Genomic DNA, 26,194 nt, shown 5'->3' on the forward strand with positions numbered 1-26,194 from the left:
TCATATGGATGGCGGATTTGGATCCGGTTTTGCTTTAATCGTTGTTTTATTTATCTTGTTAATTATTGTTGGTGCTTCCTGGGTTTACTAAGAAGTCGAGAGCTCTGGCAAGACGTTTTAGTTAGTCAATAAGAAATTAGAAGGAAAGGATCCGTCAATTTGGCGGATCTTTTTTTACCGGTTAAATGGCTAAGCCCTATATGGTAAACTATACATACACTACAATTATAAAGGGGTGATTTTTTGTACCCAAATGAGTATATTCAATTTTTAGCCCATTTCCATGGTGACAGAGATTATTTTGAGTGCCATGAGATACTTGAAGAGTATTGGAAAAAAAACGATGGCAGAAATAAAAACTCCATCTGGGTCGGCCTTATTTTATTAGCCGTGTCGACCTATCATCACCGGAGAAATAACTTTAATGGTGCCAAGAGAACATTAGAAAAAGCAATAAAAATTTTTAAGACACAGCCCGAATTTGTAATAAAGCTTGGATTTAACTGCCCATTGCTTCAAGATTTATTAAAAGAGCGCCTTTCCATCATCACCAATCAACAAAGATATAGTAGTTTTATCCTGCCAATAGAGGATCTAGCTCTATTGGAACTTTGCAAGAGGTATTGTGAGCAGAATGGGGTTGTTTGGGGAATGAACAGTGACGTCACCGATGATCATTTAGTTCATCGACACGTCTTACGGGATCGAACTAGTGTTATAGAAGAAAGAAATCAAGCTCTAAAATTAAGAAAAGGCAACGACTAATTCGTTGCCTCTTTAGGTATCTTAGCAAACATCACATTTTTCTATAAATGGAGCCGTGTTCTCATTCGAAATAATTACTTTATCTGCATACATCTCTTTTAACGCTCTCACCATTTTTTTTCCTATCCCTTGAAAACGATGTGACGGGTTAACTGAAATATGCTGAATGATAATCTGATTGCCAGGATGATCAAAGAGGACGCCAAGGAGCCCGATTATATCTTCTTCCTTCCAAAGAAAAAGCTGCCAATTCTCTTCTGTTTCATATTCCTTCATGGTTAGCTGGAGCTTCTTTAAGTCCTTTTCATCTGGCATAAAGGACAATAAACCCATTGCAATCTTTTCAAAAGTCTTCTTGTATCGAATTAACATTTTGATCCCTCATTATATTAAATAAACCGCTATTCTGTCTGGTTTAACAATAGTATATTTTTTCCCAATCATTAAATTATAAACCTTTATTCATTATATGTAATTTGAATTTATAGTGTTTCACTAAACAACATCATACCTAAATAATGGGCATTCTCCAAATAAAAGCATCCATTATTTACTAGGAACAATAAAAATCCAGTAAATCAATCCCCAGATTACAGAGAGACCAATAAGGATACCAAATAACAACCAGTTACTTTTCATAATAGAAAGTTCCTCCAAAAGCATTCTATCCTGCCATCATTCTACACTATCTAACAAAAATAATCTATTCTCTCTTTTAACTGTTCTAGAATGTACACGAAAGTTTCAAACTATGAAACTCCCAGATAAAAAATTCGTTTATATTTGAGCTTTCAGTTATATTAGTAAAAGAGATTTTATATTTATTTTAAGATCTGCTTAAAATTTCAAGGAGGCATAAAATGAAAAGATTTCTCATTCTTCTACTCGTATCACTTATTAGCCTTTATCCTACCCATAGTTTGGCTGATATGGCTGAAGGGGATATGATTGTTACTCTAGGAGAAAATTTAACAGAAGAGCAAAAAAGTAATTTATTAGAAGAGATGGGCGCACCTGCAGATGTACAAATTGTTACTGTTACCAATCAAGAAGAACATCAATATTTAGGAAAATACATTGCGAAATCTCTTATTGGCACCAAGGCCATTTCCTCATCTGCTATAACCATTTCCTCTAAGGGCGCGGGGATTAAGGTTAAAACAAAGAATATCAACTGGGTTACGGATGAGATGTATGTCAATGCCCTGATTACAGCTGGGGTTAAAGATGCCAACATCTATATCACTGCCCCTATTTCTGTATCGGGAACAGCTGCTTTAACAGGAATTATTAAGGCCTATGAAATTTCTGCGGATAAAACAATCCCAGAAGAAGTAAAACAGGCTGCGAATGAAGAAATGGTGGAAACAGCAAAACTAGGCGACTCTATTGGAGATAAGAATGCCGCTGCACTAATTGCAAAGGTAAAAGAGGAAATTGCCAAGAATAAGCCGAAAAATGATGCAGAATTAAAAAGCATGATTGAACAAGCGGCTAAAGATTTAAATGTCGCTTTATCAGAAGCTGAAATGAACAGGTTAATGGACTTTTTTAACAAGCTGATTGATTTAAATATTAACTGGAACCAAGTAAGCGATCAGCTTAATAAAGCTAAAGATCAAATTTCTAAATTTCTGCAATCAGATGAGGGACAAGGTTTTTTGGAGAAGCTTAAACATTTTTTCATCTGGTTGATTGATGCAATAAAATCACTTTTTTCATAAAAATTTGGCTGTGTTAATCTTGGATGTTGATTTCCGCTCCAGGCGGCTTCGCTCCAATCAACATGTTAAAACTCAACGATTACCTTTAACACAGCCAAAAATTTAGTCATAAAAAGCTGCCGCAAAAAATGAATTGCGGCAGCTTTTCTAATGCTCTAGTATTAACAGCAGAAACCACGTGCTTATTTTAATGGTAAATCCAATCGGACTAAGTCCTCATAAGTTTCTCTTTTCACAACAAGTGTGGCCCTTCCGTTTTCCGCGAACACCACCGCCGGGCGAGGAATCCGGTTATAGTTGTTAGCCATTGAATAGCCATATGCCCCAGTACAAAATACTGCGAGTAGATCTTCTTCCCCAGCTTCAGGCAGCGGTAGATCCCATATTAACATGTCGCCTGATTCACAGCATTTTCCGGCAATTGAAACGGTTTGATTAGCCTTAGCTAATGGTTTATTAGCAAGCACAGCTTCATACTTTGCTTGATAAAGGGCCGGGCGGATGTTATCACTCATCCCCCCATCAACAGCCAAATATTTTCTGACACCTGGAACATCCTTTGATGAACCAACCTGATATAAGGTAATACCAGCATCACCAACAAGTGAGCGCCCTGGTTCAATCCATATTTCTGGCATTCTTAGGGAATGCTGCTCCGTCAAATGTTTTACTTCGGTAATGATTTCACGAACATACTGTGAGGGAGGAATCGGTTCATCTTCCTTTGTATAACGAATTCCGAAACCGCCGCCTAAGTTTAGCACTTTAGCTTCAAATGCATGTTCATTTTTCCACTGTTCTAGCTTTTCAACTATTTTTTTGGCTGCCAATAAGAAACCGGTAGTTTCAAATATCTGCGAGCCAATATGGCAATGCAGACCAAGAACATGAAAGAAGTTATTTTCTATTGCCATTTTTAATGCATCTTCTGCCTGTCCGTTTTGAAGGTCAAAGCCAAATTTTGAATCCTCTTGTCCGGTTAAGATATAATCATGAGTATGTGCTTCTATACCAGGTGTAACCCTTAAGAGAATATTCACTGTTGCATTCTTTTCCCGGCACAGTTCTTTTAATAGGTTGAGTTCAAAAAAGTTATCTACGACAATACAGCCAATTTTGTGGTCTAATGCCATTTCCAACTCTTCTCTGCTTTTATTATTTCCGTGAAAATGAATTCTTTCCACAGGAAAACCAGCAATGATAGCGGTATATAACTCCCCTCCAGATACTACATCCAGAGATAATCCCTCTTCATCGGCCAACTGAATCATGGCAACGGTTGAAAATGCTTTACTAGCATACGCTACCTGGGCAACAACATTTAACTCATCAAATGTTTGCTTAAACCCACGTGCTCTTTCTCTCATTAAGGCTACATCATATACATACAGAGGAGTCCCATATTGCCGTGCTAACTCAACGGCATCAACTCCGCCTATTTCTAGATTTCCGTTCTTATTTACACCTGTTGATCCGTAAAAATACATTCCCTCTCCCTCTCTCCGCCTGCGCTACTATATTCTATGAGACAACCTTCAAATAAATAGACAGAATCTGCAAAAGATACTGCCTATTTTTTGACTATTTTAACCCTTTAGTTAAATAAAATAACTTTAGCACAACTTAACAAAAACTGCAATTACAAAAAAAACGATTATTTCTTATTTGCACCTGGCGGCTGCCTATAACGATTTCGCGGCCGAACAATACTTGGTCTTAGCATCGAGCCTGGAATGGCACGACGAACGAGAATTTGTATAAATCCTTTTGGCTCAAAAGGAAGAAAAGGCCAAAAGTATGGTGTGTTAAACGCACGCATATTGACAGCAAATAAAAACATAACAGTACTTCCAATCACCAATCCTGGTGTATGGAACATTGCTACCAAAATCATAAGTATCATTCTGGCAATCTTATTTGCTACACCTAATTCATAACTTGGGGTTGTAAAAGTACCAATTCCGGCTACCGCAACATAAAGGATGACTTCCGGGACAAATAGTCCTACATCAATCGCAATCTGACCAATCAAAACAGCGGCAATTAAACCCATTGCTGTTGATAACGGGGTTGGAGTATGTATAGCGGCCATTCTTAAAAATTCAATCCCAAAATCAGCTAATAGTAATTGAACAACCACCGGAATATTGGTTTGTTTATTCGGTCCAATAAAAGCTATATTTTCAGGTAATAGTGACGGCTCCAACACAAATAGTAACCAAAGTGGCAGTAATATGATGGAAGCTAAAATGCCTAAAAATCTTGTCCATCTAACAAAGGTTCCCATTGCCGGGGATTCACGAAATTCTTCAGCATGTTGAACATGATGAAAATAGGTTGCCGGTGTAATAATGACACTAGGTGATGTATCACAGTAAATAATGACATGACCCTCTAATATATGGGCTGCAGCAACATCTGCTCTTTCAGTATATCTAACCATTGGAAAAGGATTCCATCCTTGTTTTACTATGAATTCCTCAATCGTTTTATCTCCCATTGGAATCCCGTCTACTTGAATCGCTTTTATTTCTTTTCTTAAAATATTTAATAAATCAGCATCTGCGACATCCTCTAAATAGCCAAGTGCCACATCCGTTTTTGACCTCTCGCCTACTTTAATCATTTCAAAACGCAGGCGTTCATCCCGAATTCTTCGTCTAGTTAGAGCTGTATTTAAGATGATATTTTCAACAAATCCATCACGTGAACCCCTAACAACCTTCTCCGTATCCGGTTCTTGAGGAGTCCGCCCTGGATAACTTCGGACATCAACGGCTAATGCGGTATTTTCACCTTCAATAACGACGACAATCTGACCGGAAAGGACTAAATCCACGAGTTCATCTAATTTATGAATCGGCTGCACGGATTGATTGAGAAGGCGATTATATATGAGTTTATAAATATCGGCCGATTGTTTTTCATGGTCGTTTAGCTGCACTAATTCTTCTATTAATTCAATGATATAACGGGTATCACAAAGACCATTACAATAGTATATTTGTACATCTTTCTTGAGGATGTTCAGCTTTCTAACCCCTAAGTCAAAGCTGATGCCAAGCCCTACTCTTTGTTTCATATAGTTTTCAATCTCATTTACGGATTCAGGGATTGGCCATTTTTGCTCATTGCTCCTTGACATGAAAGCCACTCCTTTCAAGTATAAGTTCTACTGCCTTTTTGGTGATGGGAGCACCCAATTTATATGAATCATGCCGGGCCATTTTTCCAATATCACCAACTCCAACAATAATAGGGATATCTAATTCATCAAGACAATATACTGTATCTCCGTTAATCCTCCCTAGTTCAAGCTCTTGTATTCCATATTTGTCGACACCATAGGGTGTTAAGATTCCATCACGATCGATACTAACATCTACCCTTGTCCATTCCTCATGCCTTGATCTTGCCGCAACAGCTATGGCTCCTAAAACTTCGATATCCTCATGTGTGGCAACATATTTCAGAGCCGATTCGCCCGCACCTTCCCCCACGATACCGCTATCATCAAACATCACTAATACTGGGTCATGCGGTGTTTTTTTTATTAACTTCACGATTTCTGGTCCTGATAATTTGGAAGGATTTCCATAGGAACTGGTAATACAACGCCCACCAATCTCTTGGGCTACATGTTCAACAGCCCTTTTTGCATATTCATCACCGTCAGTAATTAAAATGACGTGCCTCCGAATACTCATACTTTGATGTCCCTTCCTAATTAAAGAGTAATGTTGTCTTATATATTTGGGTTGTTCAAGGCCGTTTTTTTATTTTTTTATAAAATATAGCCACTGAAAAATCGACCCAAAAATTTTACCCAGCACAATCGCCATGATCAGAATGATAATTTGTCCATCTAGCCGGATTCTTTTAGTGAGAATGGGAAACACATTTACTACCTCTGTTAACCCTGCAGCCAGCATTCCTACAAACACCCCCCCAGTAAGTCCTAAGGGGATTAAAAAATAGACAGAGATATGTAACGCCGGGTCTCTTAAGCTTGCGAACACTCCAGCTAGGACTCCTAACACAACTGCCCATTCGTATAAATGAATCATTTTCATTGATTTTGAAAGCTGTGTCAATCTTGGGATAATCCCCAGTACAGTTAAAAATGCAACAAAACCAGCGCCTACCATTAATCCACTTGCAAGTCCTATGAAGATTACAGACAGGATTTTAATCGTCATTAATTTGCTTCATACTTTCCTTATTTTCATGGATAACCACATAATTATCTAAATCAAGCTGATAATTAAAAATTTCTACTTCAAGTGGACTAGGTTCTTCATTTAAACGGTGTTTAAACACATGATTAAAAAAAAGAATCATTCCAAGTCCAAGACCAATCGAATAGGGGATTTGGAAGAGCAATGGTTTTACTGCCTTTTTTTCCGTAATGATGGTATATATCTTTTCCTGAACGCTTTGCATACTTACATCATCATGGAAATTCATAATGGTCATCGCAGAACCAAAAAATAATAAAAACCAAATGAGGAGAAAAATAGGTAAAGAAACCTCTTTTTTCTTAAAAACCACTTCAACGATGGTTTGAGCCGGACCGATGGATTGAACTTCGGCTTCCTCAATTGCAGAAGTTATTTTCTTGATAACCTCCATCACATCTATGACGATGATATTTCGATCCATCTCTGTTACTTGATAAATCATCATTGATTGTAATTTCATTAAAATCACTTCTGGGGCAATGATCTGGGCAACATCCTTTAAATAAATCTTTTCTTCTGGCCGGACATGGACACGATGCCGCATGCGGATGTAGATTGTTTTTTCCAAAACATTCACTTCCCACACATTAATTTCCTCATCAATAGTATGGATAATATTCATTGCTTTCATGTAAGTAAATGAAAAACCGCATGGATCAGAGATCCATGCGGTCCTTCATTTGCTGTAATATCTTTTTTTCAAGTCTAGAAACCTGTACCTGGGAAATTCCCAGCCTAACGGCCACTTCAGATTGGGTTTGATCTTTATAGTATCGCAAATAAACAATCAGTCTTTCTCGTTCATCAAGTTCACGAATTGCCTCTTTTAATGCTATTTTATCAAACCATTTTCCTTCATTACCGTCATCAATTTGGTCTAGTAAGGTGATTGGATCCCCGTCATTTTCATATACTGTCTCATGAATAGAAGATGGTGTCCTGCTGGCTTCTTGGGCAAGGATTACATCCTCGGGTGATAGTTCCAGATGAGCTGAAATCTCGTTTACGGTCGGAATTCTTCCAAGCGTTTTTGATAGGTCATCTTTCGCTTTTCGAATTCTATTCCCCATTTCTTTCAATGAGCGGCTCACCTTTACTGTCCCGTCATCACGGATAAACCGTTGGATTTCACCAATAATCATTGGGACTGCATAGGTGGAAAATTTGACATCATAGGAAAGGTCAAATTTATCAACAGATTTTAATAATCCAATACAACCAATTTGGAATAAGTCATCCGGGTCATACCCCCTGTTTAGAAAGCGCTGGACAACAGACCAAACAAGCCTCATATTTTTTTCAACAATTAAATCTCTAGATTCTTGATCTCCAGCTTGGCTCCTTTTAATGAGCTCTTTTACTTCATGATCCTTTAAGTATGGTTGACTTTTATCGTTCTTGACCTCCACATCCATCGGCAAGTCTCCTTAATTGCAAAGCATTTTGTTAAGTTTTAAATGCTTCCTTAATCTAACCTCGGTTCCGCTGCCTGGCTGCGAATGAATCTCTACCTCATCCATGAAATTTTCCATGATAGTGAATCCCATACCGGAACGTTCCAAATCCGGCTTTGTTGTAAATAATGGCTGACGAGCTTCCTCCACATCTGCTATACCTAAACCAACATCTTTAATTGTCATATCAATTAGACTGTCCTCAATCGTCACCTGGATATAAACGATCCCGCTTGGATCATTTTCATAGCCATGAATAATCGCATTTGTTACAGCCTCTGATACGACCGTCTTAATCTCCGTTAACTCATCCATTGTTGGATCAAGCTGGGCAATAAAAGCGGCAACGGTTACACGGGCAAACGACTCATTTTGACTTAAAGCACTGAATTGAAGATTCATTTCATTTTTCATTCAGGCCACCCCCAATCTTTGCAATGCAAATTCCTCAGTCGGTTCCATTTTGATGATTTTAAATAAACCAGACATATCGAATAATCTTTGTATTGCAGGGGAAATCGCACATACCACCATTTCACCGTGCACTTGCTTTATTTGTTTATATCTCCCTAGAATAACTCCTAAACCTGAACTATCCATAAAAGAGAGTTGTTCTAAATTTAAAACAATATGGCGAATATTATTTTTTTCAATAACAGCTGTGGCTTGTTCACGAAGGTCATCCGCTGTGTGATGATCTAACTCCCCACTTAAGCGAATGCATAAAACATCGTGTTTGGTTTCCATCTCAATGTTAAGACTCACTATATCCGTCCTCCTTAATCTGGTATAGTGAGTCAATTCGCTTTTTTATCGAAAATATCCTTCTATACATACAAAACTAGTCCTATTTCGCTAAAATTAGAATTGTAGTTTGAAGTTTCGACAATGCTGTTAAACCGTTTTTCTACCTAAGAAAGCATTATTTTCCAGACTTTGTAAACATTCCAAATGCTCGTTTATAGAGCGTCCACCATCCTGCTTCTTTCACACTTTTACTAGCTACTAATGGACTTTCCAGAATGACTTTACCATTCTTAGTTAACTTAATGGTTCCAACCTGATCGCCTTTGGTGATTGGAGCCTTTAGATTTTTTTGCAGAATGACTTTTTGCTTTACATCCTGAGTTTTCTCACCCTTTTTTGTCAGGATAGAAATCGGTTCACTTGTTACTGCTTCCACTTTCTTTTCCTTGCCCTTGCTTACTTTAACCAAACCTATCGTTTGACTTCTTTTAAACATCGGATGTGTTTGATATTGGGCGAAGGCATAGTTTAGCAATTTTGTTACTTGTGCATTTCTTTCCTTAGAGGTTGGTGCACCAAATACAACCGCAATGACACGCATACCATCTTTTTGGGCCGTCGCTGTTAAGCAATACTTTGCCTCTGCAGTAAAACCTGTTTTTAAGCCATCTACACCAGGATAAAAACGGACCAATTTATTTGTATTTACCAGCCAAAATTTTTTATCGGTATTTTCACGAAGATAGGCTTCGTACATGCCTGTAAATTTTGTGATATCTTCATATTTAAGCAGTTCTTTTGCCATAATAGCCATATCAGCCGCGGTACTATAGTGGCCGCTGACAGGGAGGCCAGTTGTATTTTTAAAGAATGTATGCTTTAATCCCAGTTCTTTGGCTTTAGCGTTCATCATATCTACAAACGCATCTTCAGAGCCAGCTATCCTTTCGGCCATTGCAACAGACGCATCATTTCCTGAACCGATCGCAATGCCTCTTAACATTTCCTTTGTTGTCATAGCTTCACCTGGTTCAAGAAAAATCTGCGAACCTCCCATTGAAGCTGCATACTCACTTGCTCTTACTTTTTCGTTCCAAGACAGTTTTCCTTCGTCTATTGCCTCCATAATGAGGAGCATCGTCATGATTTTTGTCATACTTGCAGGCGGCAGCTCTTGATTACTATTCTTTTCATATAAGACTGTGCCTGTATCTCGTTCAATTAAAATAGCGGATTTAACATTGCTGACAATATCAGAATTCTTTTTCTCTTCAGCAGCAAATGCAGATGGAATCCATAAACTTGTTAGTAAAAAAGATGTCACTATGAAAGAGACAAATCGTTTCATTCGCATAACCCTCCATTCTTTATAGTATCCATTTTTTCCAAATCTTTTTACTTTATACAATTATTTCCTATATTTCCTAATTAAATAAGGCAGTGAAATAAAAAAGGGTGACAGGCACCATAAATGGTGCCTGTCACCCTGTCTATTCTTATTCTGTTATTTCTCCATGAATAAGGATTGGAGCTTCTACCTTTTCGGCAGTAATCTTAATATTTTCGTAAAGCTTCTGTTTAACTTCGTCTACCTTTTCAAAGTTGCTGTAAATAGTAACAAGGGAGTCCCCTTTTTTCACTTGGTCGCCGATCTTCTTTCGTAAGACTAGACCAACGGCTAGATCAATTGTAGATTCTTTAGTCGCTCTCCCTGCACCGAGGATCATTGCTGCCGTTCCCACTTCATCGGCTACAATTTCAGCTACATAGCCATCTTCTCTTGCTTCAAGTTCAAACGTATATTTTGCCTGCGGCATCTTAGAAGGGTTATCAACGATAGAGGAATCCCCACCTTGAGAACTCAAGAAGACCTTAAATTTTTCTAATGCGGAACCGTCTTTAATAGCGTTTTCGAGCTTGTGGCGGGCCTCTTCTAACGAACTGGCTTTTTCAGCTAAGTAAACCATATGACTTCCAAGGGTTAAACACAATTCGGTTAAATCCTCTGGACCCTCGCCTTTTAGGGTATCAATTGCCTCTTTTACTTCTAGGGCATTCCCAATTGCATATCCAAGCGGCTGGCTCATATCCGAGATAACAGCCATTGTCCTTCGGCCAACATTATTTCCAATTCGCACCATTGCTTTTGCTAAGTCCCTCGAATCGTCCAGTGTCTTCATAAATGCACCAGCACCCGTTTTCACATCAAGGACAATCGCATCGGCACCAGCGGCTATTTTTTTACTCATAATCGAACTTGCAATAAGTGGAATACTGTCGACAGTTGCGGTAACATCCCGTAAGGCATATAGCTTTTTGTCGGCTGGCGTTAAGTTTCCACTTTGTCCAATCACAGCAATTTTATTTGTATTGACTAAATCAATAAATTCCTCATTTTCAATTTCCACATGAAAGCCTTTAACTGCTTCTAATTTATCTATGGTTCCACCTGTGTGACCTAACCCGCGGCCAGACATTTTGGCTATTGGTACACCGACGGCAGCTACAAGGGGGCCAAGAACAAGAGTAGTGGTGTCACCTACGCCGCCTGTGGAGTGTTTATCGACCTTAATCCCTTTAATTTGGGATAAATCAATTTGATCCCCCGATTCAACCATTGCCATCGTTAAATCTGCTCTTTCTTTTTCTGTCATTCCTTTGAAATAGATGGCCATTGTTAAAGCGCTAATTTGGTAATCAGGAATCGATCCATCTGTGTACCCGTTAATGATAAATTTTATTTCTTCTGTTGATAATTCTTGTCCATCTCTCTTTTTCTCAATTAAGTCGACCATTCTCATTAAATATCACCACATTTTTCAAGATCATTTTAGTACCCTCGTTAAAGGGGGAGTGCTGATTACTGGACCATTCCTTTGACAATTTCGTTAATATATAAAAGGAAATCGGCTTTGACTTTTTCTGTTGTTTCAATCACTTCATCATGTGTTAACGGCTGGTCAAGGATACCCGCTGCCATATTAGAAATACAGGAAATGCCAAGAACCTTCATTCCACTGTGACGGGCTACAATTACCTCTGGGACAGTAGACATCCCTACGGCATCACCACCTAAAATACGAACCATCCTGATTTCAGCCGGGGTTTCATAAACCGGACCAGGGTTCCCAAAGTATACGCCTTCTTTGACATTTAGTTTTAGCCTGTCAGCAATATCTCTTGCAATCTTTCGTAATTCTTTCGAATAAGCCTCAGAAAGATCTGGGAAACGAACACCTAAATTGGTATCATTCGGTCCAACCAAAGGATTCGTTCCCATATTATTAATATGGTCTGTGATAATCATTAAATCGCCAGGGGAAAAACTCTCATTTACCCCTCCTGCTGCGTTCGTGACAATTAACATTTCTACACCCATTTCTTTCATAACCCGAACTGGGAATGTCACTTTATCCATACTGTATCCTTCATAGAAATGAAATCTGCCTTGCATAGCCACAACCTCTACCCCATTTAACTGGCCAAAAACTAGTTGTCCTGCATGACCTTCTACCGTTGAGACTGGAAAATCTGGGATTTGGTTGTACGGTATTTTAACCGGATTTTCGATATCCTCCGCTAGGACACCAAGACCTGATCCTAAAATAAGACCCAATTTTGGTGTAGTCTGATATTTCCCCTTTAAAAAATTGGCTGCATGATGAATGCTTTCAATATTCATTTTTATCCCTCTCTTTATTTCAATTCATTTAGGAAGCTTTTTCCATAGTTAGGCAACTTAACATTGAAGTTGTCAGCGACTGTCGCACCAAGGTCTGCGAATGTTTCCCTTAATGGAAGTTCTTTCCCCCCGTTCATACTCTTAGAGTAGACAAGTAATGGAACGTATTCACGTGTATGATCTGTTCCTGGTGCAATAGGGTCATTTCCATGGTCGGCTGTAATCATTAACAAATCATTATCTTTCATTTTTGCAAATACTTCGGGCAGGCGGGCATCGTATTCCTCTAGTGCCTTTCCATAGCCTTCTGGGTCACGGCGATGACCGAATAACGCATCAAAATCAACCAAATTTAAGAAGCTAATGCCAGTGAAATCTATATCGAAGGTTTCAACCAGTTTATCCATACCATCCATATTGGATACTGTTCTAAGGGATTTCGTTACCCCTTCACCATCATAAATATCAGAAATCTTACCAATTGCAATGACATCAAAACCTGCATCTTTTAACTCACTCATAACAGTTCGATCAAAAGGTTTTAAGGCATAATCATGACGATTTGGCGTGCGCTTGAAGTTGCCAGGTTCCCCTAGAAATGGCCGGGCGATAACACGGCCTACCATATATTTTTCATCAAGTGTCAATTCACGAGCAATCTTACAGATCTTATACAACTCTTCAAGCGGGACAATTTCTTCATGTGCAGCAATTTGAAGCACAGAATCAGCAGATGTGTATACAATTAATGCCCCTGTTTTCATATGCTCCTCGCCAAGCTCATTTAATATTTCTGTGCCGCTTGCAGGTTTATTTCCAATAATCTTTCTGCCTGTTTGTTTTTCAAGTTCTGCAACAAGCTCATCTGGGAAACCTTCGGGAAAAACACGGAAAGGGGTTTGAATGTTAAGGCCCATAATTTCCCAATGACCCGTCATGGTATCTTTTCCGTTCGAAGCCTCCATCATTTTTGTATAGTAAGCTAAGGGCTTTTCTGCTTTATCAATTCCTTTTATCTCGCGAATATTGCTTAATCCCAGTTTTCCCATATTAGGCATATTCAGACCATTCATTCTTTCGGAAATATGACCAAATGTATCTGCACCTTTGTCTCCAAACTTCTCAGCATCGGGTGCTTCCCCGATTCCAACCGAATCCATTACGATGATAAATATACGTTTGTATGTACTTGCAGTCATACACTACTACCTCCTTTAACATAGAAAACGTTTGCAAATAAGAATCAGACAACTATAGGTTGTCCGCTTAAAAAAGGGTTTATGAAAGTGATTAATTCATTCATTCGTCAGAAGTCTGACATCTCTATTTTACTCTAAGTTTTTAAAAACACAAGAAAAAAAGCCGCCAAATTTAGGACGACTGTTTACACTTTTGTGAATGAGCCTATAAGGCTATTATTCTATTAGGCTCGGGGATGAAATTTTGTATAGACATCCTTAATTCTTGATTTTGAAACATTGGTATATATTTGCGTTGTGGATATATCTGCATGCCCTAACATCTCTTGAACCGACCTTAAATCGGCACCATTCTCAAGCAAATGGGTGGCAAAGGAATGGCGAAGGGTATGAGGGGTGAGCTCTTTATCAATGCCCGCTTCACGTGCCAGTTTTTTTAAAATTTTCCAAAAACCCTGTCTTGTCAAACGATGCCCTTGATGATTTAGGAAAAATGCATCATCCTTGTGCTTCTCCGTAACAAAATGAGACCTGCCGTTTTCTAAATATTGCTTAACTGCATTTAAAGCTGTTTTTCCGATTGGAATAATCCGCTCCCTGTTTCCTGTTCCAATACAACGTATAAATCCAAGTGTTAAATGAACATCGTCTTTTTCCAAAGCAATTAATTCACTTACTCGGATTCCTGTTGCATATAAGAGCTCTAACATCGCCTTGTCCCTTAAACCAAAGTGATCATTTGGGACGGGTGCATTTAACAGCTGCTCTACTTCCAGTAAGCTCAAAACCTTCGGCAGAGCTCTTTCTAATTTAGGAGGTTCAATTAAAACAGAAGGATCCCCCTCTGCTGCCTTTTCCCTTAGTAAGAACTGATGAAACGCTCGAATAGAGGCAATATGTCTTGCCAAGGTTTTTGAGGACTTTCCCTCGTCCTTTAAAAAATTTAAAAAGTGGATAATATGAATACGCTGAATCTCATTAAAGGACTGAATTACTTCCACACTTTTTAAATAATGAAGGTAGCTTTTCAAATCTCGTTCATACGAAATAATCGTATTCTTAGCCAACCCTTTTTCTACTATTAAATAATCCAAAAAAGCTTTTAATTGGTTTTCCATTACGATTACTCCCCATTTAAATAAAACAACATCAGCCGGTCTAACACAGACGAACGGTCTTCTTTCACCACATTTGAAACCTTTAATGCAGATCCTTCCGGCACATCATAGCGATGATAATTTTGATATTCTTCAGATACCCACATGATACCATAATAAAAGAGAATCGTGCACCCGGTGAAAATGATAAACACCTTTAATGTTTGGAACGCCACTTTAAAAAAAGAGACCATCTAACATCCTCCAATACTAATTTCTATTAAAAGGTATGCCAAAATGGACAAAATATATACCTGCTTCCTTATGTTGATACAAAAGAAAAAAGTCCTTTCAATGAAAGAGACTTTTGGTTTCATATTATTCAGTTTCCTCTTCTTGATCCTTATCCAGGCAGCGGTGGCAGATTCCATGAAAGGTTAGGCGATGGTCTTTTATTTTAAAGTTCCATCTGCTCTCCACAACGGCTTCTACATCTTCTAGTAAATCCTCCTGAATTTCATCAACAGCACCGCATTCAATACAAACAAGATGATGGTGAAAATGGGCTGCACCTTCCTGACGAAGGTCATAACGTGAGACTCCATCACCAAAATTTATTTTATCGACAATTTTTAATTCCGTTAGCAATTCCAATGTTCGGTAAACAGTTGCTAAACCAATTTCAGGCGATTTTTCTTTTACGAGGAGGTACACATCTTCTGCACTTAAATGATCCTCTTCATTTTCTAACAAAACTCGAACGGTTGCTTCACGCTGGGGAGTTAATTTATAACTCGCTGAATGCAACTGTTTCTTAATTCTCTCAATTCTAGTTTCCATCCTGAAGGCCCTCCCTCGCCACTGTTAATTTTCATTATAACAGATGAAGAAAGAGATTCAAAATAAAATTATTATAAATAAGATTCGATAATCATTACCAAATAATAATCATTTTAGCGAAACTGAACTTATGATACTTTTCATTAACCAAGGGGACAAATACGCTTCTACTCCTGAAGCAGCAGAAATAAATAGTACAGCAGCAATTAAGGACACAATGTAACGTTTAAAAAAAGGCATGATTGGCGAAGCATATTTCTTCATAAATTGTCGTTTAATCATCCTCATTGAAAAAATGACTGAGAATGCTGCCATCAATATAAATACAGGAATAATAATTAGATTCTGCGGAAGTATGGACGCAAATGCTAACAAAAAACCTTTCCAGCCCATTTGACTAACTAGGAATCCCACTGTAAAACCTACAACCATTCCTTTAAGGAATAGGAGAATTAATATAATTGGAAGGCCAATAATCGAGATTCCTAGAATCCACATAAGGCCAATAAATTTACTGTTGTGTAAAAAACTTTGCATAAATAAATCGTTGTCGTCTGTTACCGTCCCATCGGAAACTTGGCCAAAGAATTGCGATAAATAATAGAATAAATCTTCCTTTTGGGTAATGCTCATGCTATTGACGACTATTGCCCCAAAGATGACTCCCATTAAAAATAAAACCACAATAAATAAAAAGATTGAGGAATGTTCACGAAAATAACTGGCGGCATCTGACTGGTACAATCGTTTTTTCATCTTTAATTTCCTCCTACTACAAAGGTCGATTAGTACAGTCTATGCTAGACTAGTTTTTCTATGACGAAATTTACTAGATTTATCTATCAGGTTGATGACATTTTAACCATAAAAAAACCGGCAGTTACTGGCTGCCGGGGAATTTAATCTGCAATTTTTCCATACTTGCCGCCGCCTCCGGCAGCAAGATTAATGCTTCCTTGTCTTGCTTTTAGAATGAGCTCTGCAATTTTAGCGGGAACTACATCAGTTAATGCTTCATATGGAACCTCATGTAAAATGGCCATTTCACTGCCAAAATGATTGACCAGCTTTTCCAACAGACGCGGGCCTAATCCAGGAATGAATTCCAGCGGTACTTGATGGACGTATGGCGGGCGCCCAAGCGGACTGGCATCTGCCGTCTTCAACTCAAGGATTCGGTCTGCCACACCTTTAATAATTTTATTTTTTCCGCAAAAATTACATATTTGATCGTCAGGGGTTAGTGGATTTAAACATTCTGCACAGACGGTTTTATGATATTTACCCAATAAAGGATCGAGACCATAATTGGCAATGATATGGCGGCCGTCTTCCCCTTTTAATGCTTTATGTAATTCTAAAAAAGTTGGCTCTTTCATGGCTATCACTTGATATTCTCGGGCAATTTTTGCCAGTGAATGGGCATCAGAGTTGGTTACAAACGTATATTTGTGAAGCTCTCCTAATTGGTCTGCCATATGTGTGTCAGAGCTTAATCCAAGTTCAATTCCATCAATTAAATTTGGATCTAAAACCTCGGTCAGCGACTTCTTAACCCCTTTGCCATATAAACTTTTGAAAGGAGTGAACACGTGGGCTGGAATAAAAATGCCCCCTAGGTCTTTAACCTTTTTTTGTAACTCGAGACCTGTTACGTAGATCCGCTGAGAACTAAGTTGAATATTTTTCAAATGGGTTGAAAGCCAGGAAGAAAACTCACGCATGATCGTAAGGTTAGGAAAAAACGTAAGCAGGTGAATGGGACCATTTGATTGTTCATCGTAAATTTCCAATTCAGAGCCGGGAATAACCGTTAAATCTCCGAAAACCAAACCACCATCTGGATGTTCGCTGATTTCTCCGCTTTGAATAAGACTCTCCATTTCTAAGATGACTTCCGGTGAATGACTGTCAATGATTCCTACCATATTCAGTCCCTTTTCATGCCTGGCATGTTCAATAATATTGGTAAATGTCAGTGATTTCGCACCGGTAATTTTAACCGGTTTTCCTGTCCAGGTCCGGCCAATATGAATGTGTAAATCCACATAATAGCGGTTCATTTATGTTTCAACGCCTCTTGTAATTGTAAGTACTGTACAGCAAAAATGGTTTTTGCGTCAAAAATCTTTTGTTCTTTAATATAAGATTGGGCTTCTTCTAGAGTTAATTCTTCTAGATTAACAAACTCATCTTCGTCAAGACCTGCCGCATCCTCTTTTTTAGTAAGCCCTTTTGCGAAATACACGTGGACAATTTCATCGGCAAACCCTGGGGATGTATAGAAAGATGTTACCAGTTCCAAGCTGCTGCATTCATAACCGGTTTCCTCTTCTAGTTCTCTCCGGGCACAATATTCAGGATTTTCACTTTTTTCTAGTTTGCCAGCTGGTATTTCTACAATCGTTCTTTCTAATGCCTTTCGATATTGTTCCACCATAACAACCTTATTTTCATCCGTAACGGCTATAATGGCGACAGCTCCCGGGTGTTTAATGATTTCCCGCTTTGACTGTTTTCCATTTGGCAGCTCGACATCCTGTAAATGAAGGCTGATAATCCTTCCCGAAAATATTTCTTCACTTTTTATGGTTTTCTCAGTAAGATTGTCCATTACCGTCAACTCCTGTTCTATTCCGTAAAGACATACGTATACATTTTACCATACTTTAATTGGAGGGGTATGGTAATGAAGGTGTATACCCATAAGCAGGGAATTACTCTTGTTGGCAAAGCTTGGGAAATCATGCAGAAGTTGAAAGAATATAACAAGGATTATATTTTCATCTCTGAATGGATTAAAGATGTATCGCAAAAAAAGTAGCTACCATTTGTAGTCTGCCCAATTGTTTATTAATATTGAAGGAAAGGAGCAGGGAGGTTTTAACATGAAGAAAAGAAAACTGGGTCATTCCGATTTGTATGTTACAGAACTCGGCCTCGGCTGCATGTCGATCGGAACAGAGGAGAAAACGGCAAGATCGATCATCGAGGCAGCACTTGAGGAAGGTATTAATTATTTTGATACTGCTGATCTCTATGACTTGGGTGAAAATGAGAAAATTGTGGGGCAGTCATTAAAAGCGGTCCGAGAAAATATCATCCTGGCAACCAAGGTAGGAAACCGCTGGAAACCTGATCAGTCTGGCTGGACTTGGGATGCTTCAAAAGTCTATATAAAGGAAGAAGTAAAAAATAGTTTAAAACGCCTTGGGACTGACTATATCGATTTATATCAACTCCACGGCGGAACAATTGAAGACCCGATTGAGGAAACGATTGAAGCGTTTGAAGAATTAAAGGCGGAAGGATTTATTCGCTATTATGGCATCTCCTCCATTCGCCCCAATGTCATCCGTGAATATATTAACAAATCTAGTATGGTCTCGGTAATGATGCAATACAGCATTTTAGATCGGAGACCAGAAGAAGAAGCTTTACCACTTTTACATGAACATGGGATCAGTGTTGTAACACGCGGGCCGCTTGCTAAAGGCCTTCTTACTGATAAACTGCTGAGCAAAGCATCTGAAAAAGGCTATCTTGATTACAGTTATCACGAATTAAATGAAATTTTGCCTCTTTTGAAAGAGAAACTTGCGCATGATCGGCCGTTTACAGAGGTTGCACTTCAATATAATTTAGCAAACCCTGCTGTTGCTTCGGTTATTACTGGAGCGAGCAGCCCTGAACAGATTAAGCGTAATGCTGCGGCGGTAAGAAGTACTCCGCTGACCGACGAAGAAGTGTTGATCATTAAAGACTTAACAAAGCCAAGTATTTATAAGGAACACAGATAAAAGGAGAGCATTTAACTCTCCTTTTTTATTTGAATTCTTTCCAATTCATGCCACTTTCGTTTAGTAGCTCTGCAAATGATTTGTTCTTTTCTTTTAATCTTCGTTCTTCTCGTTTTCTTTGTTCTTCTGCTTCTTTTTTTCTATCTTCTTCTTCTTTTAGCTGATCTTGCTGCTCTTTAAGCTGCTTAATTAAGTCCGGATTAATCAAATCTTTGAGCGTTACTGCGGTGTCTTCCTTTTTTGGTTTAGATTGATTGGTTTGTCTTTTTTGTTTTTTCATTCTAAACTCCTCCATATTAAAATCTTATTCTATTATACCATTTCTTAAAATGCTGTTGGCACTAAAAAACAGGCTGTGCCCGTCAGCCTGTTTTTACCATTAATAAGCATCCAATCTAACATTTTTGTCGACATTTAATAGGGCCTCTGTTGACTTAACAACCTCTTCAACTGTATAGCCACTGGCCACTTCTACAAGTCTTAGCCCTGAATCGGTCACATCCATTACCGCACGCTCTGTGATAATTCGATTCACAACCGCTTGTCCGGTTAGCGGCAATGTACATTGTTTTAATATCTTTGATTCACCTTTTTTGTTGACATGCTCCATAATAACAATGATTTTCTGAGCCCCATGGACAAGGTCCATGGCGCCGCCCATTCCTTTAATCATTTTTCCTGGAATCATCCAGTTGGCCAAATCCCCTGTTTCCGATACTTCCATTCCTCCGAGGATCGCCAAATCGACATGCCCCCCACGAATCATAGCGAAAGATTCCGCACTATCAAAATAGGCTGCCCCATTAATGGCCGTGACTGTTTCTTTCCCTGCATTAATTAAATCAGGATCCACATCTTTTTCATGCGGATATGGACCTATTCCGAGAAGACCGTTTTCTGATTGCAAAACAACCTGTTTATTATCGGTTATATAATTGGCAACGAGGGTGGGCATACCAATTCCTAGGTTTACATAGTAGCCATTCTCAATTTCCTTTTCTGCCCTGATTGCAATTCTTTCTCTAACACTGACTTTATCATTTGCCATCGCTTTTACTCCCTTCCCCCACTCTATTTTTTTACGGTTAATTTTTCTATCCGTTTTTCTTGTTTCCCCTCAATAATGGTTTGAACATAAATACTTGGTGTATGAATAAAATTAGGATCTAGTTCACCTATTTCGTAAAGCGCTTCCACTTCTGCAATGGTTACTTTCCCAGCAGCAGCAATCATTGGATTAAAGTTTCTAGCAGTTTTATGGTAAACGAGATTTCCCATCTTATCTCCTTTCCATGCCCTTACAAGACTAAAATCAGCTGTGAGCGCCTCCTCTAATAGATATTCACGGCCATTAAATATCTTTGTTTCCTTCCCCTCTGCAATGGGTGTCCCAACCCCTGCTGGAGTATAAAAGGCTGGAATCCCGGCACCACCAGCCCGGATTTTTTCCGCTAGTGTTCCTTGGGGCGTTAATTCCACTTCCAATTCTCCCGTTAATACCTGTCTTTCAAACTCTTTATTTTCACCAACATAGGAACCTATCATTTTTTTAATCTGTTTATTGTTTAATAGAAGACCCAAGCCCCATTCATCAATTCCGCAGTTATTTGAAATAACGGTTAAATCCTTTACTCCCTTTTCAGCTAAAGCTACTATCAGATTTTCTGGAATACCGCATAACCCAAATCCGCCAACCATCAATGTTGCCCCATCCTGGATATCAGCAACTGCCTCCTGGAAGGACGTACAAATTTTCTTCATCCTTTCTATCTCCCCTTTAATTAATGTTTCACTACCGCTTTACAATCCGTTGATTTTTACTATTTCTACTTATCCGGTAAAAATTCCTCTAATTTTGTCAAAATTGCATTAACTCTTGCTTTTCAGAAATTAACACCACTACAATGAAGGTATGTACTTGAAAGGGGGAAAATGATGTTACATTTACCTAAAAAAGTGACGATTATTGAAGTAGGTCCACGCGATGGACTTCAAAATGAGAAGCTATTAGTCCCAACTGATATCAAAAAAAAATTTATTACCAGTTTAAGGAATGCCGGACTTACGGAAATGGAGCTGACGTCGTTCGTGTCACCAAAATGGGTGCCGCAAATGGGAGATGCTGCTGAAATCACAGCCAATTGTCTTGATGAAAATACGAGAAACATCGTCCTTGCCCCTAATCGAAGAGGAATTGATCGGGTTTATTCGACCAATTGCCAAGCAGTTGCCGTATTTGTCGGTGTCAGCAATAGCTTTAATCTAAAGAACATTAATAAAACAACTCGAGACAGCATGGCAGAATTAAAGCCCATTATCCGTGAATTAAAAGAAAAGAATTATTTTGTCCGGGCCTGTATTTCTACGGCCTTCTATTGTCCTTATGAAGGAAAAATAAGCGAGAAAGATACGTTAGCTCTCTGTCGTGAATTTGTTCTTGCTGGAGTTGATGAATTAAGTGTCGCCGACACGATTGGTATGGCAGCCCCAAATGAATCCTTTTCTCTGTTTACCCAATTAAAGTCTCAATTTACTGAAAGCCTTATTACGGCCCATTTTCATGATACGCGCAAGCTTGCCCTTGCTAATATTCTCACTGCCCTCCAAGCGGGAATTGATCGGTTTGATACATCTGCCGGAGGCCTTGGCGGCTGCCCGTTTGCTCCCGGCGCCGCAGGAAACGCCGCTACCGAGGATGTTGTTTACATGCTGGAAAGAATGGGAATTGCAACAGGCGTTGATTTGGATAAATTAATGGCAGCTATTGAAGTTGTCATCCCTTATCTTTCAAGGAAAATCGAGACCGGCTATTACCGCCTTCATGCCCAAACGGTTTAACTAAACTTCTTATGAATAATCAGTCTCCTCATCAACCATCATAATAATTGAGACTACCAGAAAGGGAGACTGAATATGAGCCAGAAACGGGAAAAAGGAAACAGTCAAAGCGGGAAAAATTATGCGGACACAGCAGGAGGCGGCAAACGAATGATTGCAGCTGAAGAGCTTGAAAAAGCCCTTCACCCAACAAAAAGACAAAACTCAGAGCAATAAGAAAAGCGGAAGCGCCTATATTTAAAGCCGCTCATTGGTGTCAGCGGCTTTTTTTATGTTAAAATTAAATTTGTTAATTTATGGGCAGCGTGTAGTTTTTTTACATATTTTATTCTAAACTTTATTTCTGTGGGAGTTGCCAATATGAAAAAGGCATTTCGAGCTTTGTTTATTGTGTTATTTTTTTGGGTATCTCTCGGTTTGTATTTTACAAACCGTCTGATGTATATGAAAAAGAAGGACGAGGAATTAATCCTTAGACGCGAAAAAGAAGCGGGCAGGTATAATCCTGAAGAATTTGAGTCGCTTCCAAAGCGGGACGTGGACATCCCTTCTCCATTTGGCTATATCATTAAAGCACTGCTTGTTGAACCACACCAGACAAATCGGTATGTGATCATTTCTCATGGTGTGACGGAAAATAAAATTAACTCGATTAAATATGCAAATCTTTTCTTAGAGCGCGGCTTTAATACCTTAATTTATGACCACCGCCGCCACGGACAATCGGGTGGAAAAACAACGAGTTTTGGCCACTATGAAAAGTTCGATTTAAAAACCGTTGTTGATTGGCTGAAGCAGGAGATCGGTCCTAAGCTTCGACTCGGGATTCACGGGGAATCGATGGGGGCTGCTACCATGCTTTTGTATGCCGGACTATTAGAAGATGGGGCCGATTTTTACATTGCGGATTGTCCCTTCTCTGATTTCAAGCAACAGCTTGCCTATCTTATAAAAAAGGACTTTAAGTTGATCCCCGGCCTTCTGCTGCCAATTGGAGATGCATTCTTGCGCCTGCGCGACAAATATTCAATCCGGCATGTTTCTCCGATTTCAGTGATTGAAAATATTAAACATCCCGTGTTGTTTATTCATAGCAAAAAAGATGATTTTATTTTGCCTTCCATGTCAAAGGATTTATTCGAACACAAAAAGGGCCCAAAAATGCTTTATATGGCTGAAAATGGACGTCATGCTCAATCCTTCAATGAAAATCGTGCAGATTATGAACGTGCCATTGATGAATTTTTGCAAAAATATGTTGACTATGCACTTCCAAGTTAAAATTTCCGGTTGATTTTCCTCTAAATTCCATTTATTCTCATTATTAAGACGGATTTTTATAAGGGGTGCTTTAGATGTCAAAGGTTCAAATCAAGGTCAATGATAATGGTTCACTAAGAATTACCGGAGATGTGGAACTACTCGACGGCGAAGGCAATGTTTATACTACTAAACCCTCCTTTTCTCTCTGCCGCTGTGGTTTGTCTAATAACAAACCATTCTGCGACGGCTCTCACAAAGGAAAATTTGATTCACAAGTTAGAGTGATTAAGGAAGAATAGCTAATGAGAGCGGCTGCTTGCTAAGCCGCTCTTTTTTATGTCACATACCAGTTAACCGAATATCAGCAATATCGGTAATTCGAATCCGGTGCACCTCCTCAAAACGGTCCACCACGTGAAGCTTTTGCGCTAATTCATCCCAATAATGGATTTTACCAATAACCATTTCATAGTTTTGATTCCGATAATGCGTAATCGTAACAAATTGGTTAAACTCAATTGCTTCGGACAAGGTTTCGTTCATTCGCTCTAGCTGCTGCTCATCCATTTCCTTTTTCTGTTCGTATCGATCTTCTTTTACCCAGTCCCTAAGCAATTTGACGTGTTCAGGCAGCATCATGGACGTCCATTTGATTTTCCCACGGTCACGAATCATAGGTATTTCCTTCTTTCATTACATTTTATGTCCCCCAACCAATGTCGCGCGGTGTTTAGCGGTTCCCGCAGCTGTATAAGAAACAGCCCGCAGTAAAGAACCTGACCCAAAACGCCTGCGGATCGAATCCACTACATACCCAAGCTCTCGTCGCTTAGACGCACCCATGTCAAACAAATCAAGCTGAAGTTCCCAATCGTCGACAATATTTCCAATTGCGATTGAAATTTGCCGTACTGTTTTTCCACTATAATGTTCATTAAACAATTCGAGGCAGACACGATAAAGTTCCATTGTTACATTTGTTGGCTGTTTGATCGTTCGAGAGCGATGAAATCCGCCGCCAAATTCATCTTGACTATACCCCACTCCGAGACTAATGGTTCTTCCTGCTTTCCGATGGGTACGTGCTCTTCGGGCAACCTCTTCACATATTTCTAACATGACAGCCTTAATCTCCTCTACCTCTTTATAATCCCTTAACAAAATTTGACTCTTCCCAAAGCTGATTTGTCCTTGGATAATGGGCGCTCCTAAATCAGATAGATCTACTCCCCAAGCATGATAATAAAGCTGGTTTCCCATAATCCCGAATTTCTTTTCCAGCTTTTCTAAATCATAACGAGCCAATTGGCCAACGGTAAAAATACCCATGCTATTTAATGTTTTTTCGACACGTCTGCCGATTCCCCACATTTCTCGCAGGGGTGAGACATTCCAAAGTTTGGCCTGAACATCCTCATATGTCCATTCCGCAACCCCTTTTTTCTTGGCATCAAGGTCAAGGCAAAGCTTTGCTAATAACATATTAGGTCCAATACCAACGGCGCATGGCAGCTGAAATTCCCGCTCAATATCCTTTTTTACTTTTTCGGCAATGGTACAGGCATCCCCCCACAGTTGAGCAGCACCATCCACTTTAATAAAGCTTTCATCGACACTATAGACATGGATGGCCTCCTTTGGAACATAGCGGTTAAATACACGGGTAATTTCAGTTGAAATCCGTAAATAAGTAGCCATTTTGGGCTCGACAATTTTAATCCTGGGGTCATCTGGTATTTCAAACAAACGTGAACCGGTTTTAATTCCAAATTCCTTTTTTAAGCGCGGTGAAGCGGCAAGCACGATGCTCCCCTGGCGCTTTTTCTCACCTACAACGGCCAAATAGCAATTCAAAGGGTCAAGACCTTCCATAACAGCGGAACAGCTTGCATAAAAACTCTTCATGTCCACACATAAAATTTTACTTTTCGGCATCGCGCTGTAATCAATCATGACTTTTCCCTCACAATTTAAATTATCGAACGTCTGTTCTTTAGTCTATTCACATTTTAAGCGAATATGCGTTCGTATTCAATGGAAATTTTTGAGCGGTCTCCAATGGAGAAAAACGTTATAATGATGGTGAGGTGTCGTGATGGATAAAAAACTAGTCGTCAAAATGATAAAAAATTGTTTTAGGCAATATTACGAAACGGATTCTCTGCCAGTAAGCGAACAGGATTTAACAAAATTAACGAATCGGATTCTTGAATGGAAAAAGGGAGAGCCCACAGTGGATTTATATGAGGTTGTAAATGATGTCGTCTATGAATTTTTGACCAATTAAAGGAACAAAAGCGCAAGCGCCTTGAACAGCCCCGACAAGCATAAGACGCTCTGGGAAGGAAGGCGTTCTTTGCCTTCATTCCCACAGTGGCTGTAGACCATCGAGGGGCTAGGCGCTGGAGCTAGACGTCGACAGTCCTTATATTAACAGTTATCCACAAGCGAAAATTTTATAATTTCTTAAACGAATAAAAAGCCTCTGAAAAAGAGGCTTAAATCATTTTAATAATTGGCTGGTTATCTTGAATGTTGATTTCC

The 26,194-nt window shown here is 39.1% G+C and carries 34 protein-coding genes; 10 read left to right on the top strand and 24 right to left on the bottom strand.

What is annotated here, in order from left to right; translation table 11 throughout:
* Positions 1 to 4 precede the first annotated feature (4 nt).
* Both J7E81_RS14630 and J7E81_RS14635 read left to right on the top strand, forming a co-directional pair.
* Positions 5 to 91: a YjcZ family sporulation protein gene (locus J7E81_RS14630; RefSeq protein WP_160722190.1), complete on the top strand. Its 87-nt coding sequence runs from the start codon at positions 5 to 7 to the stop codon at positions 89 to 91.
* Positions 92 to 243: 152 nt separating this feature from the next.
* The gene (locus J7E81_RS14635) at positions 244 to 765 is read left to right on the top strand and encodes a DUF309 domain-containing protein (protein ID WP_215043256.1); all 522 of its coding nucleotides are present in this window, start codon (positions 244 to 246) and stop codon (positions 763 to 765) included.
* Positions 766 to 786: 21 nt separating this feature from the next.
* On the opposite strand, the gene J7E81_RS14640 is transcribed toward J7E81_RS14635, so the two are convergent.
* Positions 787 to 1,137, bottom strand: coding sequence for a GNAT family N-acetyltransferase (locus J7E81_RS14640; RefSeq protein WP_215043258.1), 351 nt, complete (start codon positions 1,135 to 1,137; stop codon positions 787 to 789).
* A 488-nt stretch (positions 1,138 to 1,625) separates the two neighbouring features.
* Here J7E81_RS14640 and J7E81_RS14645 point away from each other — a divergent pair, with 488 nt between their 5' ends.
* On the top strand, positions 1,626 to 2,489 hold the full coding sequence (locus J7E81_RS14645; protein ID WP_215043260.1) for a DUF1002 domain-containing protein: 864 nt from the start codon (positions 1,626 to 1,628) through the stop codon (positions 2,487 to 2,489).
* 182 nt (positions 2,490 to 2,671) lie between these two features.
* On the opposite strand, the gene lysA is transcribed toward J7E81_RS14645, so the two are convergent.
* The 18 genes from lysA to J7E81_RS14735 all read right to left on the bottom strand — a co-directional run bounded on the left by lysA (position 2,672) and on the right by J7E81_RS14735 (position 18,363).
* Positions 2,672 to 3,976: a diaminopimelate decarboxylase gene (lysA, locus tag J7E81_RS14650; RefSeq protein WP_215043262.1), complete on the bottom strand. Its 1,305-nt coding sequence runs from the start codon at positions 3,974 to 3,976 to the stop codon at positions 2,672 to 2,674.
* Positions 3,977 to 4,143: 167 nt separating this feature from the next.
* Positions 4,144 to 5,634, bottom strand: a complete 1,491-nt coding sequence (locus J7E81_RS14655; protein WP_215043264.1) for a spore germination protein — start codon at positions 5,632 to 5,634, stop codon at positions 4,144 to 4,146.
* Positions 5,618 to 6,196, bottom strand: a complete 579-nt coding sequence (spoVAEA, locus tag J7E81_RS14660) for a stage V sporulation protein SpoVABEA (RefSeq protein ID WP_215043266.1) — start codon at positions 6,194 to 6,196, stop codon at positions 5,618 to 5,620. The genes J7E81_RS14655 and spoVAEA overlap by 17 nt, the downstream gene beginning before the upstream one ends.
* 69 nt (positions 6,197 to 6,265) lie before the next feature.
* Positions 6,266 to 6,688 (bottom strand): stage V sporulation protein AB, encoded by a 423-nt coding sequence (locus J7E81_RS14665; RefSeq protein ID WP_215043268.1) that lies wholly within the window; start codon positions 6,686 to 6,688, stop codon positions 6,266 to 6,268.
* A complete protein-coding gene (locus J7E81_RS14670; protein ID WP_215043270.1) occupies positions 6,678 to 7,298 on the bottom strand; it encodes a stage V sporulation protein AA in 621 nt (206 codons plus the stop codon). Before J7E81_RS14670 ends, J7E81_RS14665 begins: the two co-directional genes overlap by 11 nt.
* Before the next feature lie 88 nt (positions 7,299 to 7,386).
* On the bottom strand, positions 7,387 to 8,145 hold the full coding sequence (sigF, locus tag J7E81_RS14675; RefSeq protein ID WP_215043272.1) for an RNA polymerase sporulation sigma factor SigF: 759 nt from the start codon (positions 8,143 to 8,145) through the stop codon (positions 7,387 to 7,389).
* 12 nt (positions 8,146 to 8,157) lie between these two features.
* Positions 8,158 to 8,598: an anti-sigma F factor gene (gene spoIIAB, locus J7E81_RS14680; RefSeq protein WP_215043275.1), complete on the bottom strand. Its 441-nt coding sequence runs from the start codon at positions 8,596 to 8,598 to the stop codon at positions 8,158 to 8,160.
* Complete coding sequence (spoIIAA, locus tag J7E81_RS14685) at positions 8,599 to 8,949, bottom strand: anti-sigma F factor antagonist (RefSeq protein ID WP_098533076.1); 351 nt, start codon at positions 8,947 to 8,949, stop codon at positions 8,599 to 8,601.
* 157 nt (positions 8,950 to 9,106) lie between these two features.
* Entirely contained in the window at positions 9,107 to 10,279 is a 1,173-nt protein-coding gene (locus tag J7E81_RS14690; protein ID WP_215043277.1) for a D-alanyl-D-alanine carboxypeptidase family protein, read from the bottom strand.
* A gap of 148 nt (positions 10,280 to 10,427) precedes the next feature.
* Positions 10,428 to 11,732 carry a pyrimidine-nucleoside phosphorylase gene (locus tag J7E81_RS14695; RefSeq protein WP_215043279.1) on the bottom strand — a complete coding sequence of 435 codons (1,305 nt, stop codon included), beginning with the start codon at positions 11,730 to 11,732 and terminating at the stop codon, positions 10,428 to 10,430.
* Between the two features lie 59 nt (positions 11,733 to 11,791).
* Positions 11,792 to 12,613: a purine-nucleoside phosphorylase gene (locus tag J7E81_RS14700; protein WP_215043281.1), complete on the bottom strand. Its 822-nt coding sequence runs from the start codon at positions 12,611 to 12,613 to the stop codon at positions 11,792 to 11,794.
* A gap of 14 nt (positions 12,614 to 12,627) precedes the next feature.
* The gene (deoB, locus tag J7E81_RS14705) at positions 12,628 to 13,812 is read right to left on the bottom strand and encodes a phosphopentomutase (protein WP_215043282.1); all 1,185 of its coding nucleotides are present in this window, start codon (positions 13,810 to 13,812) and stop codon (positions 12,628 to 12,630) included.
* Between the two features lie 224 nt (positions 13,813 to 14,036).
* Positions 14,037 to 14,930 carry a site-specific tyrosine recombinase XerD gene (xerD, locus tag J7E81_RS14710; protein WP_215043284.1) on the bottom strand — a complete coding sequence of 298 codons (894 nt, stop codon included), beginning with the start codon at positions 14,928 to 14,930 and terminating at the stop codon, positions 14,037 to 14,039.
* Between the two features lie 5 nt (positions 14,931 to 14,935).
* Complete coding sequence (locus J7E81_RS14715) at positions 14,936 to 15,163, bottom strand: YqzK family protein (protein ID WP_215043286.1); 228 nt, start codon at positions 15,161 to 15,163, stop codon at positions 14,936 to 14,938.
* A 124-nt stretch (positions 15,164 to 15,287) separates the two neighbouring features.
* Entirely contained in the window at positions 15,288 to 15,749 is a 462-nt protein-coding gene (fur, locus tag J7E81_RS14720; protein WP_215043288.1) for a ferric iron uptake transcriptional regulator, read from the bottom strand.
* A 108-nt stretch (positions 15,750 to 15,857) separates the two neighbouring features.
* Positions 15,858 to 16,505, bottom strand: a complete 648-nt coding sequence (spoIIM, locus tag J7E81_RS14725) for a stage II sporulation protein M (protein ID WP_215043290.1) — start codon at positions 16,503 to 16,505, stop codon at positions 15,858 to 15,860.
* Positions 16,506 to 16,648: 143 nt separating this feature from the next.
* Positions 16,649 to 17,812 carry an endonuclease Q family protein gene (locus J7E81_RS14730; RefSeq protein WP_215043292.1) on the bottom strand — a complete coding sequence of 388 codons (1,164 nt, stop codon included), beginning with the start codon at positions 17,810 to 17,812 and terminating at the stop codon, positions 16,649 to 16,651.
* Positions 17,809 to 18,363, bottom strand: coding sequence for an NUDIX hydrolase (locus J7E81_RS14735; RefSeq protein WP_215043294.1), 555 nt, complete (start codon positions 18,361 to 18,363; stop codon positions 17,809 to 17,811). Before J7E81_RS14735 ends, J7E81_RS14730 begins: the two co-directional genes overlap by 4 nt.
* Before the next feature lie 75 nt (positions 18,364 to 18,438).
* Here J7E81_RS14735 and mciZ point away from each other — a divergent pair, with 75 nt between their 5' ends.
* Together mciZ and J7E81_RS14745 are read left to right on the top strand one after the other, a co-directional pair.
* Positions 18,439 to 18,573, top strand: coding sequence for a Z-ring formation inhibitor MciZ (gene mciZ / locus J7E81_RS14740; RefSeq protein ID WP_215043295.1), 135 nt, complete (start codon positions 18,439 to 18,441; stop codon positions 18,571 to 18,573).
* A 64-nt stretch (positions 18,574 to 18,637) separates the two neighbouring features.
* Positions 18,638 to 19,549, top strand: a complete 912-nt coding sequence (locus tag J7E81_RS14745) for an aldo/keto reductase (RefSeq protein ID WP_215043297.1) — start codon at positions 18,638 to 18,640, stop codon at positions 19,547 to 19,549.
* Between the two features lie 25 nt (positions 19,550 to 19,574).
* Here the strand turns inward: J7E81_RS14745 and J7E81_RS14750 are convergent, their stop codons facing one another.
* The 3 genes from J7E81_RS14750 to J7E81_RS14760 all read right to left on the bottom strand — a co-directional run bounded on the left by J7E81_RS14750 (position 19,575) and on the right by J7E81_RS14760 (position 21,310).
* A complete protein-coding gene (locus J7E81_RS14750) occupies positions 19,575 to 19,829 on the bottom strand; it encodes a YqkE family protein (RefSeq protein ID WP_215043299.1) in 255 nt (84 codons plus the stop codon).
* A 99-nt stretch (positions 19,830 to 19,928) separates the two neighbouring features.
* A complete protein-coding gene (locus tag J7E81_RS14755; protein ID WP_215043301.1) occupies positions 19,929 to 20,597 on the bottom strand; it encodes a 3-oxoacid CoA-transferase subunit B in 669 nt (222 codons plus the stop codon).
* Positions 20,598 to 20,620: 23 nt separating this feature from the next.
* A complete protein-coding gene (locus tag J7E81_RS14760) occupies positions 20,621 to 21,310 on the bottom strand; it encodes a CoA transferase subunit A (RefSeq protein ID WP_215043303.1) in 690 nt (229 codons plus the stop codon).
* A 171-nt stretch (positions 21,311 to 21,481) separates the two neighbouring features.
* Between J7E81_RS14760 and J7E81_RS14765 the strand changes: the two genes are divergently transcribed.
* The 4 genes from J7E81_RS14765 to J7E81_RS14780 all read left to right on the top strand — a co-directional run bounded on the left by J7E81_RS14765 (position 21,482) and on the right by J7E81_RS14780 (position 23,949).
* The gene (locus J7E81_RS14765; RefSeq protein WP_215043305.1) at positions 21,482 to 22,387 is read left to right on the top strand and encodes a hydroxymethylglutaryl-CoA lyase; all 906 of its coding nucleotides are present in this window, start codon (positions 21,482 to 21,484) and stop codon (positions 22,385 to 22,387) included.
* Positions 22,388 to 22,462: 75 nt separating this feature from the next.
* Positions 22,463 to 22,603, top strand: coding sequence for a hypothetical protein (locus J7E81_RS14770; RefSeq protein ID WP_176541399.1), 141 nt, complete (start codon positions 22,463 to 22,465; stop codon positions 22,601 to 22,603).
* A gap of 144 nt (positions 22,604 to 22,747) precedes the next feature.
* Complete coding sequence (locus J7E81_RS14775; RefSeq protein ID WP_215043307.1) at positions 22,748 to 23,668, top strand: alpha/beta hydrolase; 921 nt, start codon at positions 22,748 to 22,750, stop codon at positions 23,666 to 23,668.
* Between the two features lie 74 nt (positions 23,669 to 23,742).
* On the top strand, positions 23,743 to 23,949 hold the full coding sequence (locus tag J7E81_RS14780; protein ID WP_215043309.1) for a CDGSH iron-sulfur domain-containing protein: 207 nt from the start codon (positions 23,743 to 23,745) through the stop codon (positions 23,947 to 23,949).
* A gap of 40 nt (positions 23,950 to 23,989) precedes the next feature.
* On the opposite strand, the gene J7E81_RS14785 is transcribed toward J7E81_RS14780, so the two are convergent.
* Together J7E81_RS14785 and J7E81_RS14790 are read right to left on the bottom strand one after the other, a co-directional pair.
* On the bottom strand, positions 23,990 to 24,325 hold the full coding sequence (locus tag J7E81_RS14785) for a YolD-like family protein (RefSeq protein WP_215043311.1): 336 nt from the start codon (positions 24,323 to 24,325) through the stop codon (positions 23,990 to 23,992).
* 18 nt (positions 24,326 to 24,343) lie between these two features.
* Positions 24,344 to 25,603, bottom strand: a complete 1,260-nt coding sequence (locus tag J7E81_RS14790; RefSeq protein WP_215043313.1) for a Y-family DNA polymerase — start codon at positions 25,601 to 25,603, stop codon at positions 24,344 to 24,346.
* A 142-nt stretch (positions 25,604 to 25,745) separates the two neighbouring features.
* Here J7E81_RS14790 and J7E81_RS14795 point away from each other — a divergent pair, with 142 nt between their 5' ends.
* Positions 25,746 to 25,937 (top strand): YqzH family protein, encoded by a 192-nt coding sequence (locus J7E81_RS14795; RefSeq protein ID WP_215043315.1) that lies wholly within the window; start codon positions 25,746 to 25,748, stop codon positions 25,935 to 25,937.
* Positions 25,938 to 26,194 lie beyond the last annotated feature (257 nt).

It is taken from the genome of Bacillus sp. ISL-18, from assembly GCF_018613415.1.
Taxonomy (GTDB): Bacteria; Bacillota; Bacilli; order Bacillales; family Cytobacillaceae; genus Neobacillus.

Bases quoted from the DNA above. Each gene is read 5' to 3' on its own strand.
- J7E81_RS14630 (WP_160722190.1), top strand. From the start codon at position 5: ATGGATGGCGGATTTGGATCCGGTTTTGCTTTAATCGTTGTTTTATTT.
- J7E81_RS14640 (WP_215043258.1), bottom strand. From the start codon at position 1,137: ATGTTAATTCGATACAAGAAGACTTTTGAAAAGATTGCAATGGGTTTA.
- J7E81_RS14645 (WP_215043260.1), top strand. From the start codon at position 1,626: ATGAAAAGATTTCTCATTCTTCTACTCGTATCACTTATTAGCCTTTAT.
- lysA (WP_215043262.1), bottom strand. From the start codon at position 3,976: ATGTATTTTTACGGATCAACAGGTGTAAATAAGAACGGAAATCTAGAA.
- J7E81_RS14655 (WP_215043264.1), bottom strand. From the start codon at position 5,634: ATGTCAAGGAGCAATGAGCAAAAATGGCCAATCCCTGAATCCGTAAAT.
- spoVAEA (WP_215043266.1), bottom strand. From the start codon at position 6,196: ATGAGTATTCGGAGGCACGTCATTTTAATTACTGACGGTGATGAATAT.
- J7E81_RS14665 (WP_215043268.1), bottom strand. From the start codon at position 6,688: ATGACGATTAAAATCCTGTCTGTAATCTTCATAGGACTTGCAAGTGGA.
- sigF (WP_215043272.1), bottom strand. From the start codon at position 8,145: ATGGATGTGGAGGTCAAGAACGATAAAAGTCAACCATACTTAAAGGAT.
- spoIIAB (WP_215043275.1), bottom strand. From the start codon at position 8,598: ATGAAAAATGAAATGAATCTTCAATTCAGTGCTTTAAGTCAAAATGAG.
- J7E81_RS14690 (WP_215043277.1), bottom strand. From the start codon at position 10,279: ATGAAACGATTTGTCTCTTTCATAGTGACATCTTTTTTACTAACAAGT.
- J7E81_RS14695 (WP_215043279.1), bottom strand. From the start codon at position 11,732: ATGAGAATGGTCGACTTAATTGAGAAAAAGAGAGATGGACAAGAATTA.
- J7E81_RS14700 (WP_215043281.1), bottom strand. From the start codon at position 12,613: ATGAATATTGAAAGCATTCATCATGCAGCCAATTTTTTAAAGGGGAAA.
- deoB (WP_215043282.1), bottom strand. From the start codon at position 13,812: ATGACTGCAAGTACATACAAACGTATATTTATCATCGTAATGGATTCG.
- xerD (WP_215043284.1), bottom strand. From the start codon at position 14,930: ATGGAAAACCAATTAAAAGCTTTTTTGGATTATTTAATAGTAGAAAAA.
- J7E81_RS14715 (WP_215043286.1), bottom strand. From the start codon at position 15,163: ATGGTCTCTTTTTTTAAAGTGGCGTTCCAAACATTAAAGGTGTTTATC.
- fur (WP_215043288.1), bottom strand. From the start codon at position 15,749: ATGGAAACTAGAATTGAGAGAATTAAGAAACAGTTGCATTCAGCGAGT.
- spoIIM (WP_215043290.1), bottom strand. From the start codon at position 16,505: ATGAAAAAACGATTGTACCAGTCAGATGCCGCCAGTTATTTTCGTGAA.
- J7E81_RS14730 (WP_215043292.1), bottom strand. From the start codon at position 17,812: ATGAACCGCTATTATGTGGATTTACACATTCATATTGGCCGGACCTGG.
- J7E81_RS14735 (WP_215043294.1), bottom strand. From the start codon at position 18,363: ATGGACAATCTTACTGAGAAAACCATAAAAAGTGAAGAAATATTTTCG.
- mciZ (WP_215043295.1), top strand. From the start codon at position 18,439: ATGAAGGTGTATACCCATAAGCAGGGAATTACTCTTGTTGGCAAAGCT.
- J7E81_RS14745 (WP_215043297.1), top strand. From the start codon at position 18,638: ATGAAGAAAAGAAAACTGGGTCATTCCGATTTGTATGTTACAGAACTC.
- J7E81_RS14750 (WP_215043299.1), bottom strand. From the start codon at position 19,829: ATGAAAAAACAAAAAAGACAAACCAATCAATCTAAACCAAAAAAGGAA.
- J7E81_RS14755 (WP_215043301.1), bottom strand. From the start codon at position 20,597: ATGGCAAATGATAAAGTCAGTGTTAGAGAAAGAATTGCAATCAGGGCA.
- J7E81_RS14760 (WP_215043303.1), bottom strand. From the start codon at position 21,310: ATGAAGAAAATTTGTACGTCCTTCCAGGAGGCAGTTGCTGATATCCAG.
- J7E81_RS14765 (WP_215043305.1), top strand. From the start codon at position 21,482: ATGATGTTACATTTACCTAAAAAAGTGACGATTATTGAAGTAGGTCCA.
- J7E81_RS14770 (WP_176541399.1), top strand. From the start codon at position 22,463: ATGAGCCAGAAACGGGAAAAAGGAAACAGTCAAAGCGGGAAAAATTAT.
- J7E81_RS14775 (WP_215043307.1), top strand. From the start codon at position 22,748: ATGAAAAAGGCATTTCGAGCTTTGTTTATTGTGTTATTTTTTTGGGTA.
- J7E81_RS14780 (WP_215043309.1), top strand. From the start codon at position 23,743: ATGTCAAAGGTTCAAATCAAGGTCAATGATAATGGTTCACTAAGAATT.
- J7E81_RS14785 (WP_215043311.1), bottom strand. From the start codon at position 24,325: ATGATTCGTGACCGTGGGAAAATCAAATGGACGTCCATGATGCTGCCT.
- J7E81_RS14790 (WP_215043313.1), bottom strand. From the start codon at position 25,603: ATGATTGATTACAGCGCGATGCCGAAAAGTAAAATTTTATGTGTGGAC.
- J7E81_RS14795 (WP_215043315.1), top strand. From the start codon at position 25,746: ATGGATAAAAAACTAGTCGTCAAAATGATAAAAAATTGTTTTAGGCAA.